This is a genomic window from Streptomyces sp. NBC_01454, from assembly GCF_036227565.1.
Classification (GTDB): domain Bacteria; phylum Actinomycetota; class Actinomycetes; order Streptomycetales; family Streptomycetaceae; genus Streptomyces.
The window spans coordinates 6,026,701-6,043,563 of record NZ_CP109460.1; the positions used below are offsets into that span (position 1 = coordinate 6,026,701).

Consider the following 16,863-nt stretch of genomic DNA (forward strand, 5'->3'; position numbering starts at 1 on the left):
CCAGACGGCCGGGGTTCTGTCCCCGGTGCGGCCCGCGGTGTGACGCGAATGCGCCGTGTCATCGCCGCCCGGGCGCCGGGCTCAGGGACGATCGGCCCCGGCCTGCATCCCCAACTCCGCCCCGCACACCACCCCCAGCACCGTCGCCGTCAGATGTCCGGCATCGGTGAACGTCCGTGTCCGGCGCAGCAAGGGCCAGGCGCCCAGGGCCAGCAGGCCGGTGGTCGCCACGGCTCGCGCGCCGCGGTGCGGGACGGCCGCGGCCAGCGCGCCGAGCGTGGCATGGAAGCCGTAGCTCGCGCCGACGTCGACGGCTCGTGCGGTCGCGTCCGGCGGATCCGTGCGTACCCGGCCGCGCAGCCCCGCGTACACCAGCAGACAGGCACCGACGTGGCCGGCCGCGAACACCCCTGCCGCGCGCCGGGTGCCCCAGCGCGCCTCCGCCGTACCGAGGACGGTGAGCAGCGCGGCGGCGTACGGCAGCGGCATCGGCTGCTCGACGAGGACGGCGCTGGTGGCCACTGTCCGCCACCGGCCGGCCCGCAGATTGATGACGTGGGTGGAGTGGGCGCGCAGCAGCTCCGTGCGCCGCCGGTCGGGCAGCCGCGCGGTGGCATACGCACCGAGCTGGACGGCACCGACGTAGAGCGGTGCGAGCCAGGGGACGGCGGCCGGGCGGGGCCGCGGCACGGCACCCGGCAGCACGCCCCGGCGCGAGAACCGTCGTGCGGGCCCGGGCATCTCAGGCTCCCGTCGGCAGTCGCTTGCGCCAGTCCAGCGGGCTGATTTCGATGACGCGGTCCGGATCGCCGTCCCACTCCACCGGCAGCCCGGCCGCGGTGAGCGCCGCCGCCACCGTCCGCCCGACCTCGGCCCGCGCTTCGGCGGCCGCCTCCCCGGAGTCCGCGTAGGCGCCGTAGCGGACCGAGAGCCCCTGGCCGTCCGCGGCGGCCTCGGTGTCCTGGTAGTGGAAGAAGACGAAACCCCGGTCGCCCGCGCGGCGTTCGGCGGCCATACCCGCCAGCGCGCAGTTGCTGCAACAGGTGAAGTGCATCCGGGCGGTCAGTCCCTGGGAATCCAGGGCGGCGAAGGCTCGCGCGACCCGGTCGGCGCCGGTCACCTCCGGCCACCGCTCCTGCTCGGTGAGCCGCTCCTCCCACAGGCCCGCCACGATCCGCCGCGCCTCGTCGAGGGTGACCGGGGGGTTTTCCGGATCGAGCACGTCACAGACGCTCTGCGCGACCTCGTGGGCCCGGCGGAAACCGGAGCGCATGTCCTTGCGGGCCTGCGCCTCGGCGGCCGCGCGGGTGCGGGGATCCAGACCGGGCGTCGCGAAGAGGTCCGCCGGCCGCCAGTCGAGCGCGCCGCGCCAGGCGTCCCCGCCGCGCGCCCAGTCCAGGAAGACCGCCACGACCTGCTCGGCGTCGTCGCACTCCGCGCTGAAGTGCCGCTCGGGGGTGCCGTCGCGGTACTCCACCGCGAACGGCCCTCTGCCCTCCCGCCAGGTCTGCACGAAGACGTGCGGCCGGCCGGGTATCCGCTCGACGACCACGAAATGGTCGTCAGCGGCGCCGATCCGCCGCAGCAGCCGGGTGAGTTCGGCTTCGGCAGGGTGGGCGCGCTCCGCCCCGGTCTCGGTCCTGACGTTGATCGCAAGCATGCCCCCAGCGTGCCAGCCACCACCGACAAACGACCCCCGGCCGTCACCCGCAATCGGCGCCGCGACGAGGTCAGACCTGCTCGCGCCGCGCCAGCTCCGTGCAGCAGGTGTCCACGATCAGGCGGGTGACCACATACGGGTCGACGTTGGCGTTCGGCCGCCGGTCCTCGATGTAGCCCTTCTTCTCGACCTCCACCTGCCAGGGGATGCGCACCGAGGCGCCGCGGTCGGAGGCGCCGTAGGAGTACGCGTCCCAGGGGGCCGTCTCGTGCGCGCCGGTCAGCCGGTCCTCGATGCCGGTGCCGTACTGGCGCACGTGCTCCAGCGGCTTGTCGCCCTCGCCCAGCGCCTCGCAGGCGGTGATGATCGCGTCGTAGCCCTCCCGCATCGCACGGGTGGAGAAGTTGGTGTGCGCACCGGCGCCGTTCCAGTCGCCCTGGGCCGGCTTGGCGTCCAGCGAGGCGGTGACGCCGTACTCCTCCGCGACCCGGTGCAACAGCCAGCGCGCCACCCACATGTGGTCCGAGACCACCAGCGGCGCCAGCGCGCCCACCTGGAACTCCCACTGGCCGGGCATGACCTCGGCGTTGATCCCGGACAGGCCCAGACCGGCCGCGAGGCACAGGTCGAGGTGCTTCTCGACGATCTCCCGGCCGAAGATCTCGCCGGCGCCCACCCCGCAGTAGTAGCCGCCCTGCGGGGCCGGGAAGCCGCCGCCCTCGGGGAAGCCGAGCGGCCGCTCGCCCTGGAGGAAGGTGTACTCCTGCTCGATGCCGAAGATCGGCTCCTGGCCGGCGAACTTCTCCGCCACCGGGCGCAGCAGCGCACGGGTGTTGGAGGGGTGCGGGGTCAGGTCGGTGTGCAGGACCTCGCAGAGCACCAGCAGGTGGTCGCCGCCGCGGATCGGGTCGGGGCAGCTGAAGACCGGTTCCAGCACGAGGTCGGAGGCGTGGCCCTCGGCCTGGTGGGTGCTGGACCCGTCGAAGCCCCAGCGCGGCAGCGTGTCCCCGTCCGCGAGGATCTTGGTCTTGGAGCGGAGCTTGGCGGTCGGCTGGGTGCCGTCGATCCAGAGGTATTCGGCCTTGATGCTCACGGGGGTTCCTCTTACTGCGGGTAGGTGCGGGCCCGGGGCGGGTGTACTGCCGCACTCTCGCAATGTGCCGTTTCCCGTCCGTTGCTCATTTGTGAACCGCAGGTTACTGGGTCGGACATCACGGTAATTCGAAGGTCTTTATGGCCGAGAGCCTCGGATTCTCTTGCTTGAGGGGTTCTCCGGGTGGCCATGACGAGGCCCGGTCACGGCCCGGGTCCGGCCCGGCCACGGGGACGGCACACGTACGAAACGCCGCCGCCACGGCGCGGGCGCGGCGCAGCCGCTCCCCGGTCGGCGCACCGCGGGACACTGGCCCGCATGACGACCCTGCGCATCGGACTCCTCGGCACCGGACCCTGGGCGCGGCGCGTCCACGCCCCCGCTCTCGCCGCCCACCCCGGCGTCGAGCTCGCCGGCATCTGGGGCCGCAGGGCGGCGGCCGCCGCCGCACTGGCCCAGGTCCACGACTCCCGCCCGTACGACACCCCTGACGCGCTGTTCGCGGACTGCGACGCGCTCGCCGTCGCCCTGCCGCCCTCCGTGCAGGCCCCGTTGGCGATCCGCGCGGCCGCGGCCGGCTGCCATCTGCTCCTGGACAAGCCGGTCGCCACCGCCGTGCCCGAGGCCCGCGCGCTCGCCGCGGCCGCCGACCGCGCGGGCATCGCCTCGGTGGTCTTCTTCACCGCGCGCTTCGGGGCGCAGGAGGGGGAGTGGATCGCCGCCCAGGCCGCGGCCGGCGGCTGGTTCACCGCGCACGCCGACTGGCTCGGCTCGGTCTTCGCCGAGGACAGCGCCAGCCCGTACGCGCACTCGCCCTGGCGCCGGGAGAAGGGCGGCCTGTGGGACGTCGGCCCGCACGCGCTGTCCGTGCTCCTTGCGATCCTCGGCGATGTGGAAGCGGTCACCGCGACCCGGGGCCCGGCCGACGCGGTGCTGCTGACGATGCGGCACAGCAGCGGCGCGGCCAGCACCGCGACGGTCGCCCTGACCGCGCCCGCCGCGGCGGCCGGCGTGGAGATCACCCTGCGCGGCAGCGCGGGCACCACCTGCCTGCCCCGCCGCCCGGACGGCCCGGACGGCCCGAAAGCCGCCTACCACCGCGCCGTCGACGCCCTGCTCGCCGCCGCCGCGTCCGGTCTGCCCAACGCCTGCGACCTCCGCTTCGGCCTCCGGGTCACGGAAGTCCTCGCGGCGGCCGAGGCGACGCTGCCGCCACTCGTACCGTCCGGCCCATGAGCCCCGCACGGCCCGGTCCATGAGCCCGCTCACGACCCCCGCCCGGCGCGGCCCGCAGCCACCCCCTCCGCCACCGTCCTCCACCCCTCAAATACCCTCTGGCCAGGGGCTTTTGTCAGTGGTGCCCAGTAGAATGGGAACCAGTCAGTGAGGGTTCATCCACGCTCCAGGAGGTCGCCGATGGCCGCTGCCACACTCATCACGAAGCCTCTCCCGACCCACCCACTGCCCAGGAAGCCGCTGCCCGCCGGATGGCCGCGCGAGCGGTACGAGTCGCACCACCGCCGCCTGAAGGCCATGCGGCTGGCCATAGCCCTGCTCGACACCGGCGTCTACCGCCCCGAGCAGGCCCACAACCGCAAGATCCGCGGCACCGCGGCCGACATCGGGGTCCACACCCCGTCCGACACCACCTGCCGCATGGTGCGCGCGCTCCTCTACGACCACTGCTGAGGTCCTTCACACACCCACAGGGCGGCCGGCTCCGGGGCATCCCCGGGGCCGGCCGCCCCACGCCCGCCCCGGGAGGCTCAGCCGCCCGGGCGGTCCTGTGGGGCCTCGGCGGCATCCATGTCCGCCACCTCCGCCAGCGCCTGTGCCAGCCAGTCCACCCAGAACGTCTCCAGACCGATCCCGGCCCGCAGCACCAGCCGCCGCAGCCGGTCCTCGGGATCCGCCGCGGCCCCGAAGTCACGGTCCTCGATCTCCTGGTACTCCGCCAACTGCTGCCGGTGCAGCGCCAGATGCCGCCGCAGCTCCTCGTCGAGCCCGGTCCGCCCCACCACCGCCGAGGCCCGCAGCCGCAGCAGCAGCGCGTCCCGGATGGGCTTGGACTCCTGCTCGGCGGACGCCCAGCGGGTCAGCTCGGTGCGCCCCGCGGGCAGCACCGCGAACTGCTTCTTCTGCCCGCGCGACGGCTGGTCGCAGGGCAGTGCCCGGATGTATCCGGCCAGCTCCAGCTTCCCCAGCTCCCGGTAGATCTGCTGATGCGTGGCCGACCAGAAGTAGCCGATCGACCGGTCGAACCTCCGGGTCAGCTCCAGCCCCGACGACGGCTTCTCGAGCAGGGCGGTGAGGATCGCGTGCGGGAGTGACATGAGGGAATCCTAGGGCGGGACCGTGCGGCCCCGCCCCGGACAGGCCAGCAGGTCACAGGGCCGCGGCCAGCTCCGTGCCCTGGGCGATGGCACGCTTGGCGTCCAGCTCCGCGGCGACGTCCGCGCCGCCGATCAGATGCACCGCGCGCCCCTCGGCCCGCAGCGCCTCGTACAGGTCCCGGCGCGGCTCCTGCCCGGTGCACAGGACGACGGTGTCCACGGGGAGCGTGGTGGCCGTGCCGTCCACGGTGAGGTGCAGCCCCTCGTCGTCGATCCGCTCGTACGTCGCCCCGGCGACCATCGTCACGCCGCGGTGGCGCAGCTCCGTCCGGTGGATCCAGCCGGTGGTCTTGCCGAGGCCGGCGCCGACCTTGGAGGCCTTGCGCTGGAGCAGATGCACCTGGCGCGGCGTCTTGGGACGCTCGGGCGCGCGCAGCCCGCCGCGCTCCGCGTACGTGGTGTCCACACCCCAGGCCCGGAAGTAGGTCTCCGGGTCCTGGCTCGCCGCGTCGCCGGCGTCGGTCAGGAACTCGGCGACGTCGAACCCGATGCCGCCCGCCCCGATGACGGCCACCCGGTCGCCGACCGGCGCCCCGTCCCGCAGCACGTCCAGGTAGCTGACCACGCTCGGGTGGTCGAGGCCCTCGATGTCCGGCGTGCGGGGGGTGACACCGGTGGCGACCACGATCTCGTCGTAGGCGCCGAGGTCCCCGGCCGTCACGGCGGTGTTCAGCCGCACCTCCACGCCGTAGTGCGTCAGCTGGGTACGGAAGTAGCGCAGCGTCTCGTCGAACTCCTCCTTGCCCGGGATCCGCTTGGCGATGTTCAGCTGCCCGCCGATCTCGGCCGCGGCGTCGAACAGGGTGACCTCATGGCCGCGTTCGGCGGCGGAGACCGCACAGGCGAGCCCGGCGGGGCCGGCGCCGACCACCGCGAGCCGCTTGCGCAGCCGGGTGGGGGCCAGCACCAGCTCGGTCTCGTGGCAGGCCCGCGGATTGACCAGACAGGACGTGATCTTGCCGCTGAAGGTGTGGTCGAGGCAGGCCTGATTGCATCCGATGCAGGTGTTGATCGCGTCGGACCGGCCGTCCCGGGCCTTGGCGACGAAGTCCGGGTCGGCGAGGAAGGGCCGGGCCAGCGAGACCATGTCGGCCCGCCCGTCGGCGAGCAGCTCCTCGGCCACCTCCGGGGTGTTGATGCGGTTGCTGGTCACCAGGGGGAGGGAGACCGCGCCCATCAGCCGCTTGGTCACCCAGGTGTAGGCGCCGCGCGGCACCGAGGTCACGATGGTGGGGATCCGGGCCTCGTGCCAGCCGATACCGGTGTTGATGATCGTGGCGCCGGCGGTCTCGATCTCCCGGGCGAGGGTGATCACCTCGTCCAGGCTGGAGCCACCCGGGACGAGGTCCAGCATCGAGAGCCGGTAGATCAGGATGAAGTCCGTGCCGACCCGCTCCCGGGTCCGCCGGACGATCTCCAGCGGGAAGCGCATCCGGTTCTCGTACGAGCCGCCCCACCGGTCGGTGCGGTGATTGGTCGCGCCGACGATGAACTCGTTGATCAAATACCCTTCCGAGCCCATGATCTCGACCCCGTCGTACCCGGCGGCCTTGGCCAGCTCCGCCGCCCGCACGTAGTCCTCGACGGTCCGCTCGACCTCGTCATCGGTGAGGGCATTCGGCACGAAGGGGCTGATGGGCGCCTGGAGCGCGCTGGGCGCGACCAGATCGGCGTGGTACGCGTACCGCCCGAAGTGCAGGATCTGCATCGCGATCCGCCCGCCCGCGGCGTGCACCGCGTCGGTCACGGTCCGGTGCTGCGCCGCCTCGGCCTCGGTGGTGAGCTTGGCCCCGCCCTCGTACGGCCGTCCCGCGTCGTTCGGCGCGATCCCGCCGGTCACCATCAGGCCGACGCCGCCGCGCGCCCGGGCGGCATAGAAGGCGGCCATCCGTGCGAAGCCGTTCTCCGCCTCCTCCAGACCGATGTGCATCGATCCCATCAGCACCCGGTTGGGAAGAGTGGTGAACCCGAGGTCGAGCGGGCTCATCAGGTGCGGGTACTGGCTCATGGAGGGCCTCCTGGCGCGGTGGTCGTGACAGCAGTTGTAGACCAGCGGTCCAGCCTTATGCAACAAGTTGCATAAAACAGTGACGCAGTCGACGCCCACTCCTTCGGCCGGGCGCTCTCCCGCCGTCGTGCGCCGGTGATCACACCGGTGCAGTGCGGCGTGTCACAGACAACATCGCGACGCTGTGGGAGCTTCAACTGTGTTACTCCTCAGTGGAGTTGCCGAAGGGCCCGGCGTGCGGACCGGACGGCGCGCGGACCGCACCGGCTGCCTTGTGGGGGCGACCGGGATGAAACCGCGGGCCGGCGGGGAGCATCCGGCTCGGGACGGTCTGCCCGCACGTGGAGAGGATCGAATGAGCACTCTGCAAGCCATCACGCTCGACCAGGTGGTCGACACCGCCCGCTACCCCTTGTCGGATCTCGACGGTGCCGAGGGGCGGGCAGTGATGTCCCGTGCCCGGCGGGAACTCCGCACCCTCGGTTGCACGGTGCTGCCGGACTTCATCCGCCCCTCGCTCCGCGAGGTCCTGCGGGAGGAGTGCGCGGCCCTCGCCCCCCAGGCGCACTTCGAGACCGAGACGGTCAACGTCTACAACATCGCGGTGGACACCGAGCTGCCCGAGGATCACCCCGGACGCCGGACCTTCCAGCGCGGCAACGCCTTCGTCGCCCGGGACCGCATCCCGGAGGCGTCCCTGCTCAGCAGGCTCTACTCCCACCGGGCGTTCCAGGACTTCATCGCGCGCTGCTTCGGCCTGCCCGGGCTGCACGAGCTGGCCGACCCGCTCTCCGGGCTGGTCCTCAACGTCGTCGAGCCCGGCATGGAACACCCCTGGCACTTCGACACCAACGAATTCACCGTCAGCATGCTCACCCAGCAGGCGCGGACCGGCGGCGTCTTCGAGTACTGCCCGAACATCCGCTCCGCCGACGACGAGCACTTCGGCGACGTCCGCGACGTCCTCGACGGCCGGGGCGAGCGGCTGACCCGACGCCTCCCGCTGCACCCCGGTGACCTGCAGCTCTTCAAGGGCCGCTACTCCCTGCACCGGGTGAGTCCGGTGCAGGGGGAGACCGCGCGGCACTCCGCGATCTTCGCCTACAGCCGGCGCCCCGGCGTCATCGGCAGCGTGGCCCGCACCCGGCAGCTCTTCGGCCGGGTACTGCCCGCGCATCTGGCGGCCGAGGGCCGAGCGGTCCGCGGCGACCGGCTGCTGGACTAGGGCGTGTCGTCCGCCCCGGCGTGCGAAGACCGCTTCCCGCCCCGTGCTCCCCGGCGGGGCCGGCCACGCGGGCCACGATGCGAGGGCGCAGGAACCGAACCCACCGATGCCCCAGTCCCACGATCCGAATCGAGAGAGCCGAATTGAATACCCGTCAGGACAGTGCAGCCATGACGATCTTCGCCCGGGAGGACACCCTGCCACGGGTGCCGCTGCCCACACTCGAGACGAGCTGTGAGCGGTTCCTCGCCTGGTGTGCGCCGCTGCTGACCGCCGAGGAGCGGGCGGCGACCGAGGCGGAGGTGGCCGCCTTCCTCCGGCCCGGCGGCCCCGGCCGGGTGCTGCAGGCCGCACTGGAGGAGTACGACGCCACCGAGGGCGTCCACAGCTGGCTCGACACCTTCTGGCCCTACCGCTACCTGGGCCGCCGGGACCGCATCGCCCTCAACGCCAACTTCTTCTTCCTCTTCCAGGACCCGGGCCCGGACGAGCCGCGCTCCCAGGTGGCGCGGGCGGCCGGGCTGATCGCCGGCGCCGTCGGCTACAAGCGCCAACTCGACGAGGACCTCCTCCCGCCCGCCGTACAGCGCGGCCAGGCCCAGTCGATGGTCCAGAACGCCTACCTCTTCTCCGCCACCCGCATCCCCGGTGAGCGGCAGGACACCGTCCGCAGCCCCTACAGCGACGAGTGGCCCGGCCCCTCCGAGGCCCGGCACATCGTGGTGTTCCACCAGGGCGCCATGTTCCGGATGGAGGTGCTCGGCGCGGACGGCACCCCGCACAGCCTGGACGACCTCGAAGCGGGCCTGCGCACCGTGCTCAAGGCCGGCGCCGAACCCACCGCGCCCGACACCTCGGTGGGCCACCTCACCACCATGGCCCGCGCCGAATGGGCCGCCGCCCGCGAGTCGCTGCGCGGCCGCCACCCCCGCAACGCGGCGGCCCTGGACGACATCGAGACCGCGCTGTTCTGCGTCTGCCTGGAGGACTTCGCCCCCGCCGACGTCAAGGACGCCTGCGACCAGCTGCTGTACGGCGACCGCGGCAACCGCTGGTTCGACAAGGCGGTGTCCCTGATCGTCTTCGCCGACGGCCGCGCGGGCATCAACGTGGAGCACTGCGAACTCGACGGGACCACCATCCTCGGCTTCACCGACGCCCTGCTCAGCACCCCCGCCGAGGAACAGTCCCGCCGCTCGGGCGCCCGCTCCCAGGGACTCCCGGCCGTGGAGCCGCTCGTCTTCGACCTGGACGACGCCCTGCGCACCCAGGTGCGCGCCGCCGCCGACGCCTTCGCCGCGTACGGCGCGGACACCGCCACCCACACCGTCTCCTTCGACGACTTCGGCAGCACCACCGCCAAGGAACTGGGCGCCTCGCCCGACGCCTTCGTCCAGCTCGCCTACCAGCTGGCCCACCAGCGCGCCAAGGGCCACCTGGGCGCCACCTACGAGTCCATCGCCACCCGGCAGTACCGCCGCGGCCGCACCGAGGCGATGCGGGTGGTCACCCCCGAGATCCAGGAGTTCGTCGCCGCCATGGAGGACCCGTCGGCCTCCGCGGACACCCGCCGGGCCGCCTTCCGGGTCGCCGCGGCCCAGCACGTCGCCCGCGCCAAGGAGTGCCAGACCGGCCAGGCGCCCGAGCAGCACCTGTGGGAGCTGGAGCTGATCCAGCGGCGCCGCGGCGCGGAGCTGGGAGTGACCGAACAGCCCGCCCTCTACCGGACGCCCGGCTGGCTGACGATGCGCGACGACTACCTGAGCACCAGCTCCGCGCCGTCCACCCACATCCAGTACTTCGGCTTCGGCTCCACCAGCAGCCGCTGCATCGGCGTCGCCTACGTCCTGCTGCCCGACCGCTTCCACCTCTACCTGTCCACCCCGCTGCCGGTGGCCGACCAGATGCGGACCTTCGCCGACCGGCTCCGCGAGGCGGTGTGCGACCTGCGCGCGCTGCTGTCCTCCGGACCGTCCGCGCACTGACCCCCGGGACCGGCGGCTGCCTCTGCTCCAGCTACTTCAACAGCCGGGACAGCCGCCGGTCCGCCAGGATCTTGCCCCCGGTCTGGCACGTCGGGCAGTACTGCAGCGACGAATCGCTGAACGACACCTCCCGGATGGTGTCCCCGCACACCGGACAGGCCTCGCCCTTCCGCCCGTGCACCCGCAGCCCGCTCTTCTTCTCCCCCTTGAGGTCCTTGAGCGCCAGCCCCCGCGACCGCTCGACCGCGTCGCGCAGCGTCGTTCCGATCGCCTCGTGGATCCGCGCCACCTCCTCCCCGGAGAGCGCGGCGGCCCTCTTGAACGGCGACATCCGGGCCGCGTGCAGGATCTCGTCCGAGTAGGCGTTCCCGATCCCGGCCAGCACGCCCTGATCCCGCAGCACCCCCTTGATCTGCCGGCGCTCCCCGTCCAGCAGCCCGGCGAAGACCTCCAGGGTGAAACCCTCCGCCAGCGGATCCGGCCCCAGCCGCGCGATCCCCGCCACCTCCTGCGGATCCCGCACCACATACACCGCCAGATGCTTCTGACTCCCGGCCTCGGTCACGTCGAACCCCGCCCCGTCCCCGGGCTCCCCGAGCCGCACCCGCAACGCGAGCGGCCCCTTGCCGGGCCGCGGCGGCACCTCCGGCAGCCGGTCACTCCACCGCACCCACCCCGCCCGGGCGAGATGCATGACCAGATGCAGCTCCCCGACCCGCAGATCCAGAAACTTGCCGTGCCGCTCCACGCCCTCGCACACCCGGCCTTCGAGCGCGCTGAGCGGCGGCTCATAGGTCTTGAGCGCATGCACGGCCACCGGATACACCCGCCCGACGGTCCGCCCGGCCACCCGCTCCTCCAAGAACCGAGCCAGCGATTCAATTTCCGGCAATTCAGGCATATGGCCAGTCTGCCTCGAACGGGGCGGGAGGGGGCGCCGAAATAGCCGCCGCGCGACGTCACGCGGCAGCGCCCCGGCCGGCACTCCCCGGTGACGGCTTTCGTGCAGAAGCGAACGGAGCATACGGGGATGCCGGAGTATGTGATCGCGGCAGGAGTCACGGTGGCGGGATACCTGGCAGCCGTGCTGCGCACCTGGGTACGCGCCAGGGGCATGGTGCAGCTGGAAAAGGCGCGGGGGGCGGTGCGCCGCGACATGGTCCGTGCGCTTCCCGGAGGCAGCCGGTTCGTCGACCGTTCCGACCACGTCACCATCGAGGTCGGTCAGGGCAGGCCGTACGAAGGGGGCCGCCGTGGCCTGGGCGGGTGACTGGTCGGCGCACGCGGCCTGCCGGACGGCCGACCCGGACGAGATGTTCGTCCAGGGAGTCGCCCGGAACAGGTCGAAGACGGTGTGCACCGGCTGCGAGGTGCGTACCGAGTGCCTGGCCGATGCCCTGGACAACCGGGTGGAGTTCGGCGTCTGGGGCGGCCTGACGGTGCGCGAGCGCCGCGCCCTGCTGCTCCGTCGCCCCGCCGTCGCCTCGTGGCGCCGCTTCCCTGACGGCCCGGACGGAGTACGAGGCCGCCGACGGCCTTCTCGACCTGGCGGAGCCCTCGTCCTGGCTGAGCGGCGAGGAGGAGGCCGCCTTCGTCAGCGTCTTCCGCGAGCGGTTCGTGCCGCTCGTGGGTTTCCTCATCAAGGCCGGCGCGTCCCGTCAGGACGCCGAGGACTCCGCCCAGAACGCCTTCGTGGCACTGGCCAAGTCCTGGCGGGACGTCGGTCACCCGAACCCCTGGCTGCGCAAGACGGCCTTCCGCATGTGGCTGAAGCTGGTGCACCGGATCCGACCGGACGAGCTCACCGACCAGATCCCGGAACGCGCCGAGGGCGACCACGGCGACGACGTGACGCAGAAGCTGGCCCTGGTCCAGCTGCTCCGCCGGCTGCCCCCGCTGCAGCGCACGGTGATGGCCTTCGACATCGACGGCTGCACCCCGTCCGAGACGGCCGAGGCGCTGGACGTCCCCGCGGCCAACGTGCGCCAGAACCTGCGGCGGGCACGCGCGCGACTCGAACGCCTGCTGGACGAGGACGAGGGAGGGCAGCGGTGAACACCACCCCCTCCGGCCGCTCGCGTCTCCAGCGGTTCCTCCAGGCAGGATCCGAGGAGCTGGAGACCACCCTCCACGCGACGACCGACCTCCCCGCCCGCCTGTCCGCAACCCTTACCCCGAGGACCCCCGGCACCCAGGACACACCGGACCCGTCCTCCCCACTCACCAGAGCACTGCGCAACGGCGACCACGAACTGCGCCACGCCCTCACCCGGTCGACCGACACCGAGCAGCACCTCGCCGCGACCCTCCACCGGATCCCCGGCACCCACGGCACCGCCACCCACGGCACCGCCACCCCCCTGCCTCCCTTCCCCGGCGAGCACCACATCGCCTGACCTGGGGCCCCGGCTCCCTGCCGTCCGCCTGCCCACCGAACAACGCGGGGTCCAGCTCGCCTCCCGCAGACCTCGACGCCGTCGTGTGGGGCACCGAGACCTCCATGACCGCCGAAGCCTCCCCGCTGCGCACCCCTCCCGTCGGCAGCGGCGACGTGCGGACAACTCCTAGGCGACCTGCGTGTCCAGCGCGGCGCGGAGCCAGTCGTCCATGGCGCCGATGGTCGGTTGCGAGGAAGCGGAGGGGAGTTCGCCGGCGAGTTGCCAGTAGCGGTCTATGAGGGGATGCGCGAGCTGGGCCAGCTGGGCGCTGAGTTGGCGGCGGAAGGCAGGGGTGTCCCGCGTGTTGCGCAAGCCGGCGTGGGCGGTGACGAAACAGTCGAGAGCTTCGCCCGCGTGCGGAGGCCGTTGGGCCCGTACGTCCGCCGAGGCGAGCGCGCACGCCTCGACAAGCCCTTCGTAGAGGACGGCCGGGCGGCAGGCCCCGTCGGGGGTCCGGGCTGCGAGGCGGCGGATGTCGATGTCGAGGACGCGGGGGTCGGTGGCGACGGCGTGCAGTCGGACGAAGGTCAGGACCTGGGACGGGGTCGGGTCGGCGGGGGGCTGCGGCACCGCCGCCTCGAGCAGCGTGGAGAGCAGGCGGGCCGGGAGCCGCGCGGGGAGTACGTGACGCCAGAAGCGGGCCAGGGCGTCCGTGGTGGGCGGGATGCGCACGGCACCGATCAGACGCAGGCGGTCGGCGCGTTCCTCGGGGGTGCAGTCGCGGAGAAGGCGAAGGGCGGCCTCCCGCCAGCGCAGGGAGGACAGCTGCGTGCCGAGTTCTCGCAGCTGCCCCGCGACGGCACCCTCCAGGGCGTCCGTTGCGCCCGGCGCGTCCTCCTGGGCGAGGATCCGGTCGACCTGCGGTAGCGGCAGGTCAAGGGTGCGTAGCGAACGGATCAGGCGCAGCCGGTCCAGGGCCTCGGGGCCGTACCGGCGGTGGCCCCCGGCGCTGCGGGTGGCCTCGGGCAGCAGACCGCGGTCCGAGTAGAAGCGGACGGTCTTGACGGTGACGCCTGCTTGCTCGGCGAGTTCGCCGATGCTCCACATGCCGTCAGGGGACGCGGACACGGTCATGCCTTGAACCTCCCTCAGGGGGAGTTCCTACCGTAACGGCATGCGCGGCCGGGCCAACGGGGGCCTGCCGCGCAGCCAAGCTGTGCGAGGAGGCGTTGATGACGGCGTATGTGCTGGTGCCGGGCGGTCATATGGGCGGCTGGCTGTGGCAGGACGTAGTGGATCGGCTGCGGGAGCGGGGAGCCGAGGCCTGCGCGGCCACGCTCACGGGCATGGGCGACCGCCGTCATCTGGCGGCCCCGGAAACGAACTTGGAGACACATATCGAGGATCTGGTGCAGCTCATCGATCACTTGGATGCGCCGGAGGTGGTGCTCGTCGCCCACTGTCACGGCAGCTTCCCGGCGCTGGGCGCCGCCGACCGGCGCCCGGAACGGGTGTCCCGGATCGTGTACGTGTCGGCGCCCCTGCCGATGGACGGCTACTCCGTGCACGGCCTGGTGCGCGAATTCGAGCCCGATCCGGCGGTCCGCGACGGATGGCGGCAACGGGCCGAACAGGCCGAGGACGGCTGGCGGCTCCCCCCGCCGTCACTCGACGACGTACAGGCCCGGGGCAGCGTCGCGGGCGTCCCCGCAGACGCGCTGGCCCGGCTCGTCCGCCTGGCCGCGCCGCAGCCGCTGGGAACGCTCACCCAGCCGCTCCGGCTGTCGGGGGCCGCCGCCGAGCTGCCGATGAGCGGCGTCTTCTGCACCGGCACGGGGATGAGCATCGCCATGGTCGAGTCCCTGGTGCGGTCGGGGGATCCGCGCTTCCGTGTGCTCACCGAGCCTCACGTGGCCTTCTTCGAACTCGACACCGGGCACTGGCCGATGCTCTCCGTCCCGGACGCGCTCGCCGGGGTGCTGCTCCGGGCCGCCGCGGGTGAAGGGCAGCGGGTGACCGCGTAGTCCTGCTCAGCGAGGGCAGCGGGCCGCCTGCCCTCGCTCTCCCGAGGGTGCGGGGAGTTCGCCGGCCTGCGCGGGGTGTCCGAACCGGACGGCGACGCCGGGAGAGTAGAGGACACTGACGGGTTCGCCGAGCGCTGTGCGGATGCCTGCGGCCCGGGTGAGGCCCTCGTCGCACTCGACCAGTTCGGCCCGGTGCAGCGGCCACTGCGGGTGGGAGTTCGGGAGGTACACCGGGCGCCCGAAAAAGGTGTGGTGCATACCCCAGCGGGCGGTGAGGAAGTGCTCCAGGGCGCTGGGCTCCTGTATGCGCCCGCCGGGTCGTACGGTGATGCGGCTGTGCGTGCCGCAAGGCCCCGGCCAGCGTCTGCTGCTGGTGTACGTGAGGGTGTCGGCGCTGTGGCGGATGGCCATCCGTGACCACAGGTACGGCATGCGGAAGAGCGTTCGCGCGATGGTCACGGGTATGAGGCGGGAGGCGTCGAGCGAGCGGAAGACGACACCGCGACGGCCGTGCGCGTCGACCGAGTAGAGCCGGACATTCGTCTCCGGGAAGGTGCCCAGGTAGGGCATGCCGGGAAGGCGGAACCAGCCGACGCGGTGCATGCGGAAGGGAACCAGGCCGACATAGGTGGCCCCGTCGAAGGTGTCCGGAACCGTCCCGGCCGGCAGCAGGTGGGCCACGTCCCCCGGGTCAACGGCCCAGTGCAGAAAGGTCAGATCCAGCCACGACTGGGTGAGCAGCGGCCTCTCGGCGGAGTCGACCGGGACGGCGGAGACCGGTTCGGGAACGGGCGTGGCGAGGGGCACGGCGTCAGCATCGCACACGGCGTTACGACTGATTCCGCCACCTCGCGCACCGCGCCGGCAGTCTCGCGGAGGCCAAGCAGCGAGGGCCGCCACCCCGGCTCCGGGGTAGCGGCCCTCGCTGTCGTTCCTGGCACCACGTCAGAGGGTGGGCCGTCCGGGCCGGCCGACCCTGCTCTTTAGATGTCGAAGAACTGATGTCCCGCATCGCTCATCTCGGGTGCTGGCCTTGATTGCGGCGCTGATCAGCGGGGGAGTGGGTGTCATAGGGCATTGCCGGCCGTCCTTAGGTCTCCTTGGACGGTCCAGAGACGGCCCAAGGGAGTGCCCTGAGCCCGCGGAGAGGCGGGGCGGCGCCGAACGACGCCCCATACAGGCGGCCCGGGGGTCGCGGTTGCCCTGACGGGCGGTGGCCTCCCCGATCGAGCACTGCTTTGTAAGTTCGATCAAGCGACACGCTGACCCTAGCGTCTCCCTGCCGCTTCACCCCATGTCGTGCAGGCGTGTGGTCTCACGTACGGCGGAGTCCACAGTCGTTGCCGTCAGCTATTGCCGTCAGCGAGGGGTTCAGGCATAGCCCGTGGGGCACCCACTGGCACCGACGGCCGTCCGGAACTGTCCTCACTGCGACCAGCCCGTCACGATCGTCGCCCTGATTGCCACCCAGGAAGCGGCCCGCCCCACGATTACCAACCGCGTCACCGACATCGTCCCGCTCAGACGCTTCCAATGAGCTTCGGCTGACCGTCACCGATCACCGGGCCCGCCGACCTGACGGTCAGCGGGCCCGCAGCAGTCAGGCCACCGATCGCAGTTGGTCCAGTTCGCTGCCGATCGCTTCCCGCAGCACGTCATGCTGCGGACCGATCCTGAACTGCTCGTCGCTCCATCGTTCACGCGGATAGAGCCACACAGGCTTGCCCGCCATATCAGCCGGCTCCCATTCGAACCGCGGCCAGACATGTGCATGCAAGAACGGGTCAGTGTTCCCCAGGATCTCCAGGTTGACTCGGCGGAAAGCCGGGTCCAGCCGCCGACAGACACGCTCGACCGCTTCGCCGAGCTGGTCCATGTCAGACAGGAACGACAGCCGCTTCGACCTCGGCAGGTCCGACAGCCGCTGCACATCCGGCTCGTCCACGAGCAGAACCGAGTAGCCAGGCAGGAACTGAACGTCCCCGATCACCGCGAACCCCGCCGCCAGCCGTCGCAGCACGGTCGGGTTCTCGCCCCTCAGCGCAGTCCCGATTCGGTCCATCCGCCAGTCACCAGTCATGGCCAAAACCTACATTC

Annotated in this window: 17 protein-coding genes and 1 pseudogene; 9 read left to right on the forward strand and 9 right to left on the reverse strand. The window is 72.3% G+C overall.

Going from position 1 to position 16,863, the window contains the following annotated elements; translation table 11 throughout:
- Positions 1 to 81 precede the first annotated feature (81 nt).
- From OIU81_RS26645 to glnII, 3 genes are all read right to left on the reverse strand, one after another.
- On the reverse strand, positions 82 to 741 hold the full coding sequence (locus OIU81_RS26645; RefSeq protein ID WP_329151734.1) for a rhomboid-like protein: 660 nt from the start codon (positions 739 to 741) through the stop codon (positions 82 to 84).
- 1 nt (position 742) lies between these two features.
- Complete coding sequence (locus OIU81_RS26650) at positions 743 to 1,660, reverse strand: DUF6891 domain-containing protein (RefSeq protein ID WP_329151735.1); 918 nt, start codon at positions 1,658 to 1,660, stop codon at positions 743 to 745.
- 70 nt (positions 1,661 to 1,730) lie between these two features.
- Positions 1,731 to 2,753 (reverse strand): glutamine synthetase, encoded by a 1,023-nt coding sequence (gene glnII / locus OIU81_RS26655; protein ID WP_329151737.1) that lies wholly within the window; start codon positions 2,751 to 2,753, stop codon positions 1,731 to 1,733.
- A gap of 318 nt (positions 2,754 to 3,071) precedes the next feature.
- On the opposite strand from glnII, the gene OIU81_RS26660 reads away from it, so the two are divergent.
- Entirely contained in the window at positions 3,072 to 3,989 is a 918-nt protein-coding gene (locus OIU81_RS26660; RefSeq protein ID WP_329151738.1) for a Gfo/Idh/MocA family protein, read from the forward strand.
- Between the two features lie 180 nt (positions 3,990 to 4,169).
- On the forward strand, positions 4,170 to 4,442 hold the full coding sequence (locus tag OIU81_RS26665; protein ID WP_329151739.1) for a hypothetical protein: 273 nt from the start codon (positions 4,170 to 4,172) through the stop codon (positions 4,440 to 4,442).
- 77 nt (positions 4,443 to 4,519) lie between these two features.
- Here the strand turns inward: OIU81_RS26665 and OIU81_RS26670 are convergent, their stop codons facing one another.
- Both OIU81_RS26670 and OIU81_RS26675 read right to left on the reverse strand, forming a co-directional pair.
- On the reverse strand, positions 4,520 to 5,086 hold the full coding sequence (locus tag OIU81_RS26670) for a PadR family transcriptional regulator (protein ID WP_329151741.1): 567 nt from the start codon (positions 5,084 to 5,086) through the stop codon (positions 4,520 to 4,522).
- Positions 5,087 to 5,138: 52 nt separating this feature from the next.
- Entirely contained in the window at positions 5,139 to 7,154 is a 2,016-nt protein-coding gene (locus OIU81_RS26675) for an NADPH-dependent 2,4-dienoyl-CoA reductase (RefSeq protein ID WP_329151743.1), read from the reverse strand.
- A 355-nt stretch (positions 7,155 to 7,509) separates the two neighbouring features.
- Between OIU81_RS26675 and OIU81_RS26680 the strand changes: the two genes are divergently transcribed.
- Both OIU81_RS26680 and OIU81_RS26685 read left to right on the forward strand, forming a co-directional pair.
- Positions 7,510 to 8,379 carry a HalD/BesD family halogenase gene (locus OIU81_RS26680; protein WP_329151745.1) on the forward strand — a complete coding sequence of 290 codons (870 nt, stop codon included), beginning with the start codon at positions 7,510 to 7,512 and terminating at the stop codon, positions 8,377 to 8,379.
- Positions 8,380 to 8,549: 170 nt separating this feature from the next.
- On the forward strand, positions 8,550 to 10,364 hold the full coding sequence (locus OIU81_RS26685) for a choline/carnitine O-acyltransferase (protein ID WP_329151747.1): 1,815 nt from the start codon (positions 8,550 to 8,552) through the stop codon (positions 10,362 to 10,364).
- A 31-nt stretch (positions 10,365 to 10,395) separates the two neighbouring features.
- Here the strand turns inward: OIU81_RS26685 and OIU81_RS26690 are convergent, their stop codons facing one another.
- Positions 10,396 to 11,265 (reverse strand): Fpg/Nei family DNA glycosylase, encoded by an 870-nt coding sequence (locus OIU81_RS26690; RefSeq protein ID WP_329151749.1) that lies wholly within the window; start codon positions 11,263 to 11,265, stop codon positions 10,396 to 10,398.
- 129 nt (positions 11,266 to 11,394) lie between these two features.
- Between OIU81_RS26690 and OIU81_RS26695 the strand changes: the two genes are divergently transcribed.
- The 4 genes and pseudogenes from OIU81_RS26695 (at position 11,395) to OIU81_RS26710 (ending at position 12,760) form a co-directional block, all read left to right on the forward strand.
- Positions 11,395 to 11,634: a hypothetical protein gene (locus tag OIU81_RS26695; protein ID WP_329151752.1), complete on the forward strand. Its 240-nt coding sequence runs from the start codon at positions 11,395 to 11,397 to the stop codon at positions 11,632 to 11,634.
- Positions 11,618 to 11,918, forward strand: a pseudogene (locus tag OIU81_RS26700) (WhiB family transcriptional regulator); the annotation flags it as partial. The gene OIU81_RS26695 and the pseudogene OIU81_RS26700, both read left to right, overlap by 17 nt.
- Before the next feature lie 72 nt (positions 11,919 to 11,990).
- Positions 11,991 to 12,419 carry a sigma-70 family RNA polymerase sigma factor gene (locus OIU81_RS26705; RefSeq protein ID WP_329155373.1) on the forward strand — a complete coding sequence of 143 codons (429 nt, stop codon included), beginning with the start codon at positions 11,991 to 11,993 and terminating at the stop codon, positions 12,417 to 12,419.
- A complete protein-coding gene (locus tag OIU81_RS26710; protein ID WP_329151753.1) occupies positions 12,416 to 12,760 on the forward strand; it encodes a hypothetical protein in 345 nt (114 codons plus the stop codon). The genes OIU81_RS26705 and OIU81_RS26710 overlap by 4 nt, the downstream gene beginning before the upstream one ends.
- Before the next feature lie 168 nt (positions 12,761 to 12,928).
- On the opposite strand, the gene OIU81_RS26715 is transcribed toward OIU81_RS26710, so the two are convergent.
- The gene (locus OIU81_RS26715; protein WP_329151755.1) at positions 12,929 to 13,876 is read right to left on the reverse strand and encodes a MerR family transcriptional regulator; all 948 of its coding nucleotides are present in this window, start codon (positions 13,874 to 13,876) and stop codon (positions 12,929 to 12,931) included.
- Positions 13,877 to 13,974: 98 nt separating this feature from the next.
- Here OIU81_RS26715 and OIU81_RS26720 point away from each other — a divergent pair, with 98 nt between their 5' ends.
- Entirely contained in the window at positions 13,975 to 14,766 is a 792-nt protein-coding gene (locus OIU81_RS26720; protein WP_329151756.1) for an alpha/beta fold hydrolase, read from the forward strand.
- Positions 14,767 to 14,772: 6 nt separating this feature from the next.
- Here OIU81_RS26720 and OIU81_RS26725 read toward each other — a convergent pair whose 3' ends face one another.
- The gene (locus OIU81_RS26725) at positions 14,773 to 15,573 is read right to left on the reverse strand and encodes a YqjF family protein (RefSeq protein WP_329151757.1); all 801 of its coding nucleotides are present in this window, start codon (positions 15,571 to 15,573) and stop codon (positions 14,773 to 14,775) included.
- Between the two features lie 793 nt (positions 15,574 to 16,366).
- Positions 16,367 to 16,846: an HIT family protein gene (locus tag OIU81_RS26730; RefSeq protein WP_329151759.1), complete on the reverse strand. Its 480-nt coding sequence runs from the start codon at positions 16,844 to 16,846 to the stop codon at positions 16,367 to 16,369.
- Positions 16,847 to 16,863 lie beyond the last annotated feature (17 nt).

What these genes read in the sequence shown, in the direction of transcription:
- OIU81_RS26695 (WP_329151752.1), top strand. Translation starts at nt 11,395, where the DNA reads ATGCCGGAGTATGTGATCGCGGCAGGAGTCACGGTGGCGGGATACCTG.
- OIU81_RS26675 (WP_329151743.1), bottom strand. Translation starts at nt 7,154, where the DNA reads ATGAGCCAGTACCCGCACCTGATGAGCCCGCTCGACCTCGGGTTCACC.
- OIU81_RS26715 (WP_329151755.1), bottom strand. Translation starts at nt 13,876, where the DNA reads ATGACCGTGTCCGCGTCCCCTGACGGCATGTGGAGCATCGGCGAACTC.
- OIU81_RS26665 (WP_329151739.1), top strand. Translation starts at nt 4,170, where the DNA reads ATGGCCGCTGCCACACTCATCACGAAGCCTCTCCCGACCCACCCACTG.
- OIU81_RS26685 (WP_329151747.1), top strand. Translation starts at nt 8,550, where the DNA reads ATGACGATCTTCGCCCGGGAGGACACCCTGCCACGGGTGCCGCTGCCC.
- OIU81_RS26720 (WP_329151756.1), top strand. Translation starts at nt 13,975, where the DNA reads ATGACGGCGTATGTGCTGGTGCCGGGCGGTCATATGGGCGGCTGGCTG.
- OIU81_RS26680 (WP_329151745.1), top strand. Translation starts at nt 7,510, where the DNA reads ATGAGCACTCTGCAAGCCATCACGCTCGACCAGGTGGTCGACACCGCC.
- OIU81_RS26690 (WP_329151749.1), bottom strand. Translation starts at nt 11,265, where the DNA reads ATGCCTGAATTGCCGGAAATTGAATCGCTGGCTCGGTTCTTGGAGGAG.
- OIU81_RS26645 (WP_329151734.1), bottom strand. Translation starts at nt 741, where the DNA reads ATGCCCGGGCCCGCACGACGGTTCTCGCGCCGGGGCGTGCTGCCGGGT.
- OIU81_RS26650 (WP_329151735.1), bottom strand. Translation starts at nt 1,660, where the DNA reads ATGCTTGCGATCAACGTCAGGACCGAGACCGGGGCGGAGCGCGCCCAC.
- OIU81_RS26670 (WP_329151741.1), bottom strand. Translation starts at nt 5,086, where the DNA reads ATGTCACTCCCGCACGCGATCCTCACCGCCCTGCTCGAGAAGCCGTCG.
- OIU81_RS26730 (WP_329151759.1), bottom strand. Translation starts at nt 16,846, where the DNA reads ATGACTGGTGACTGGCGGATGGACCGAATCGGGACTGCGCTGAGGGGC.
- OIU81_RS26660 (WP_329151738.1), top strand. Translation starts at nt 3,072, where the DNA reads ATGACGACCCTGCGCATCGGACTCCTCGGCACCGGACCCTGGGCGCGG.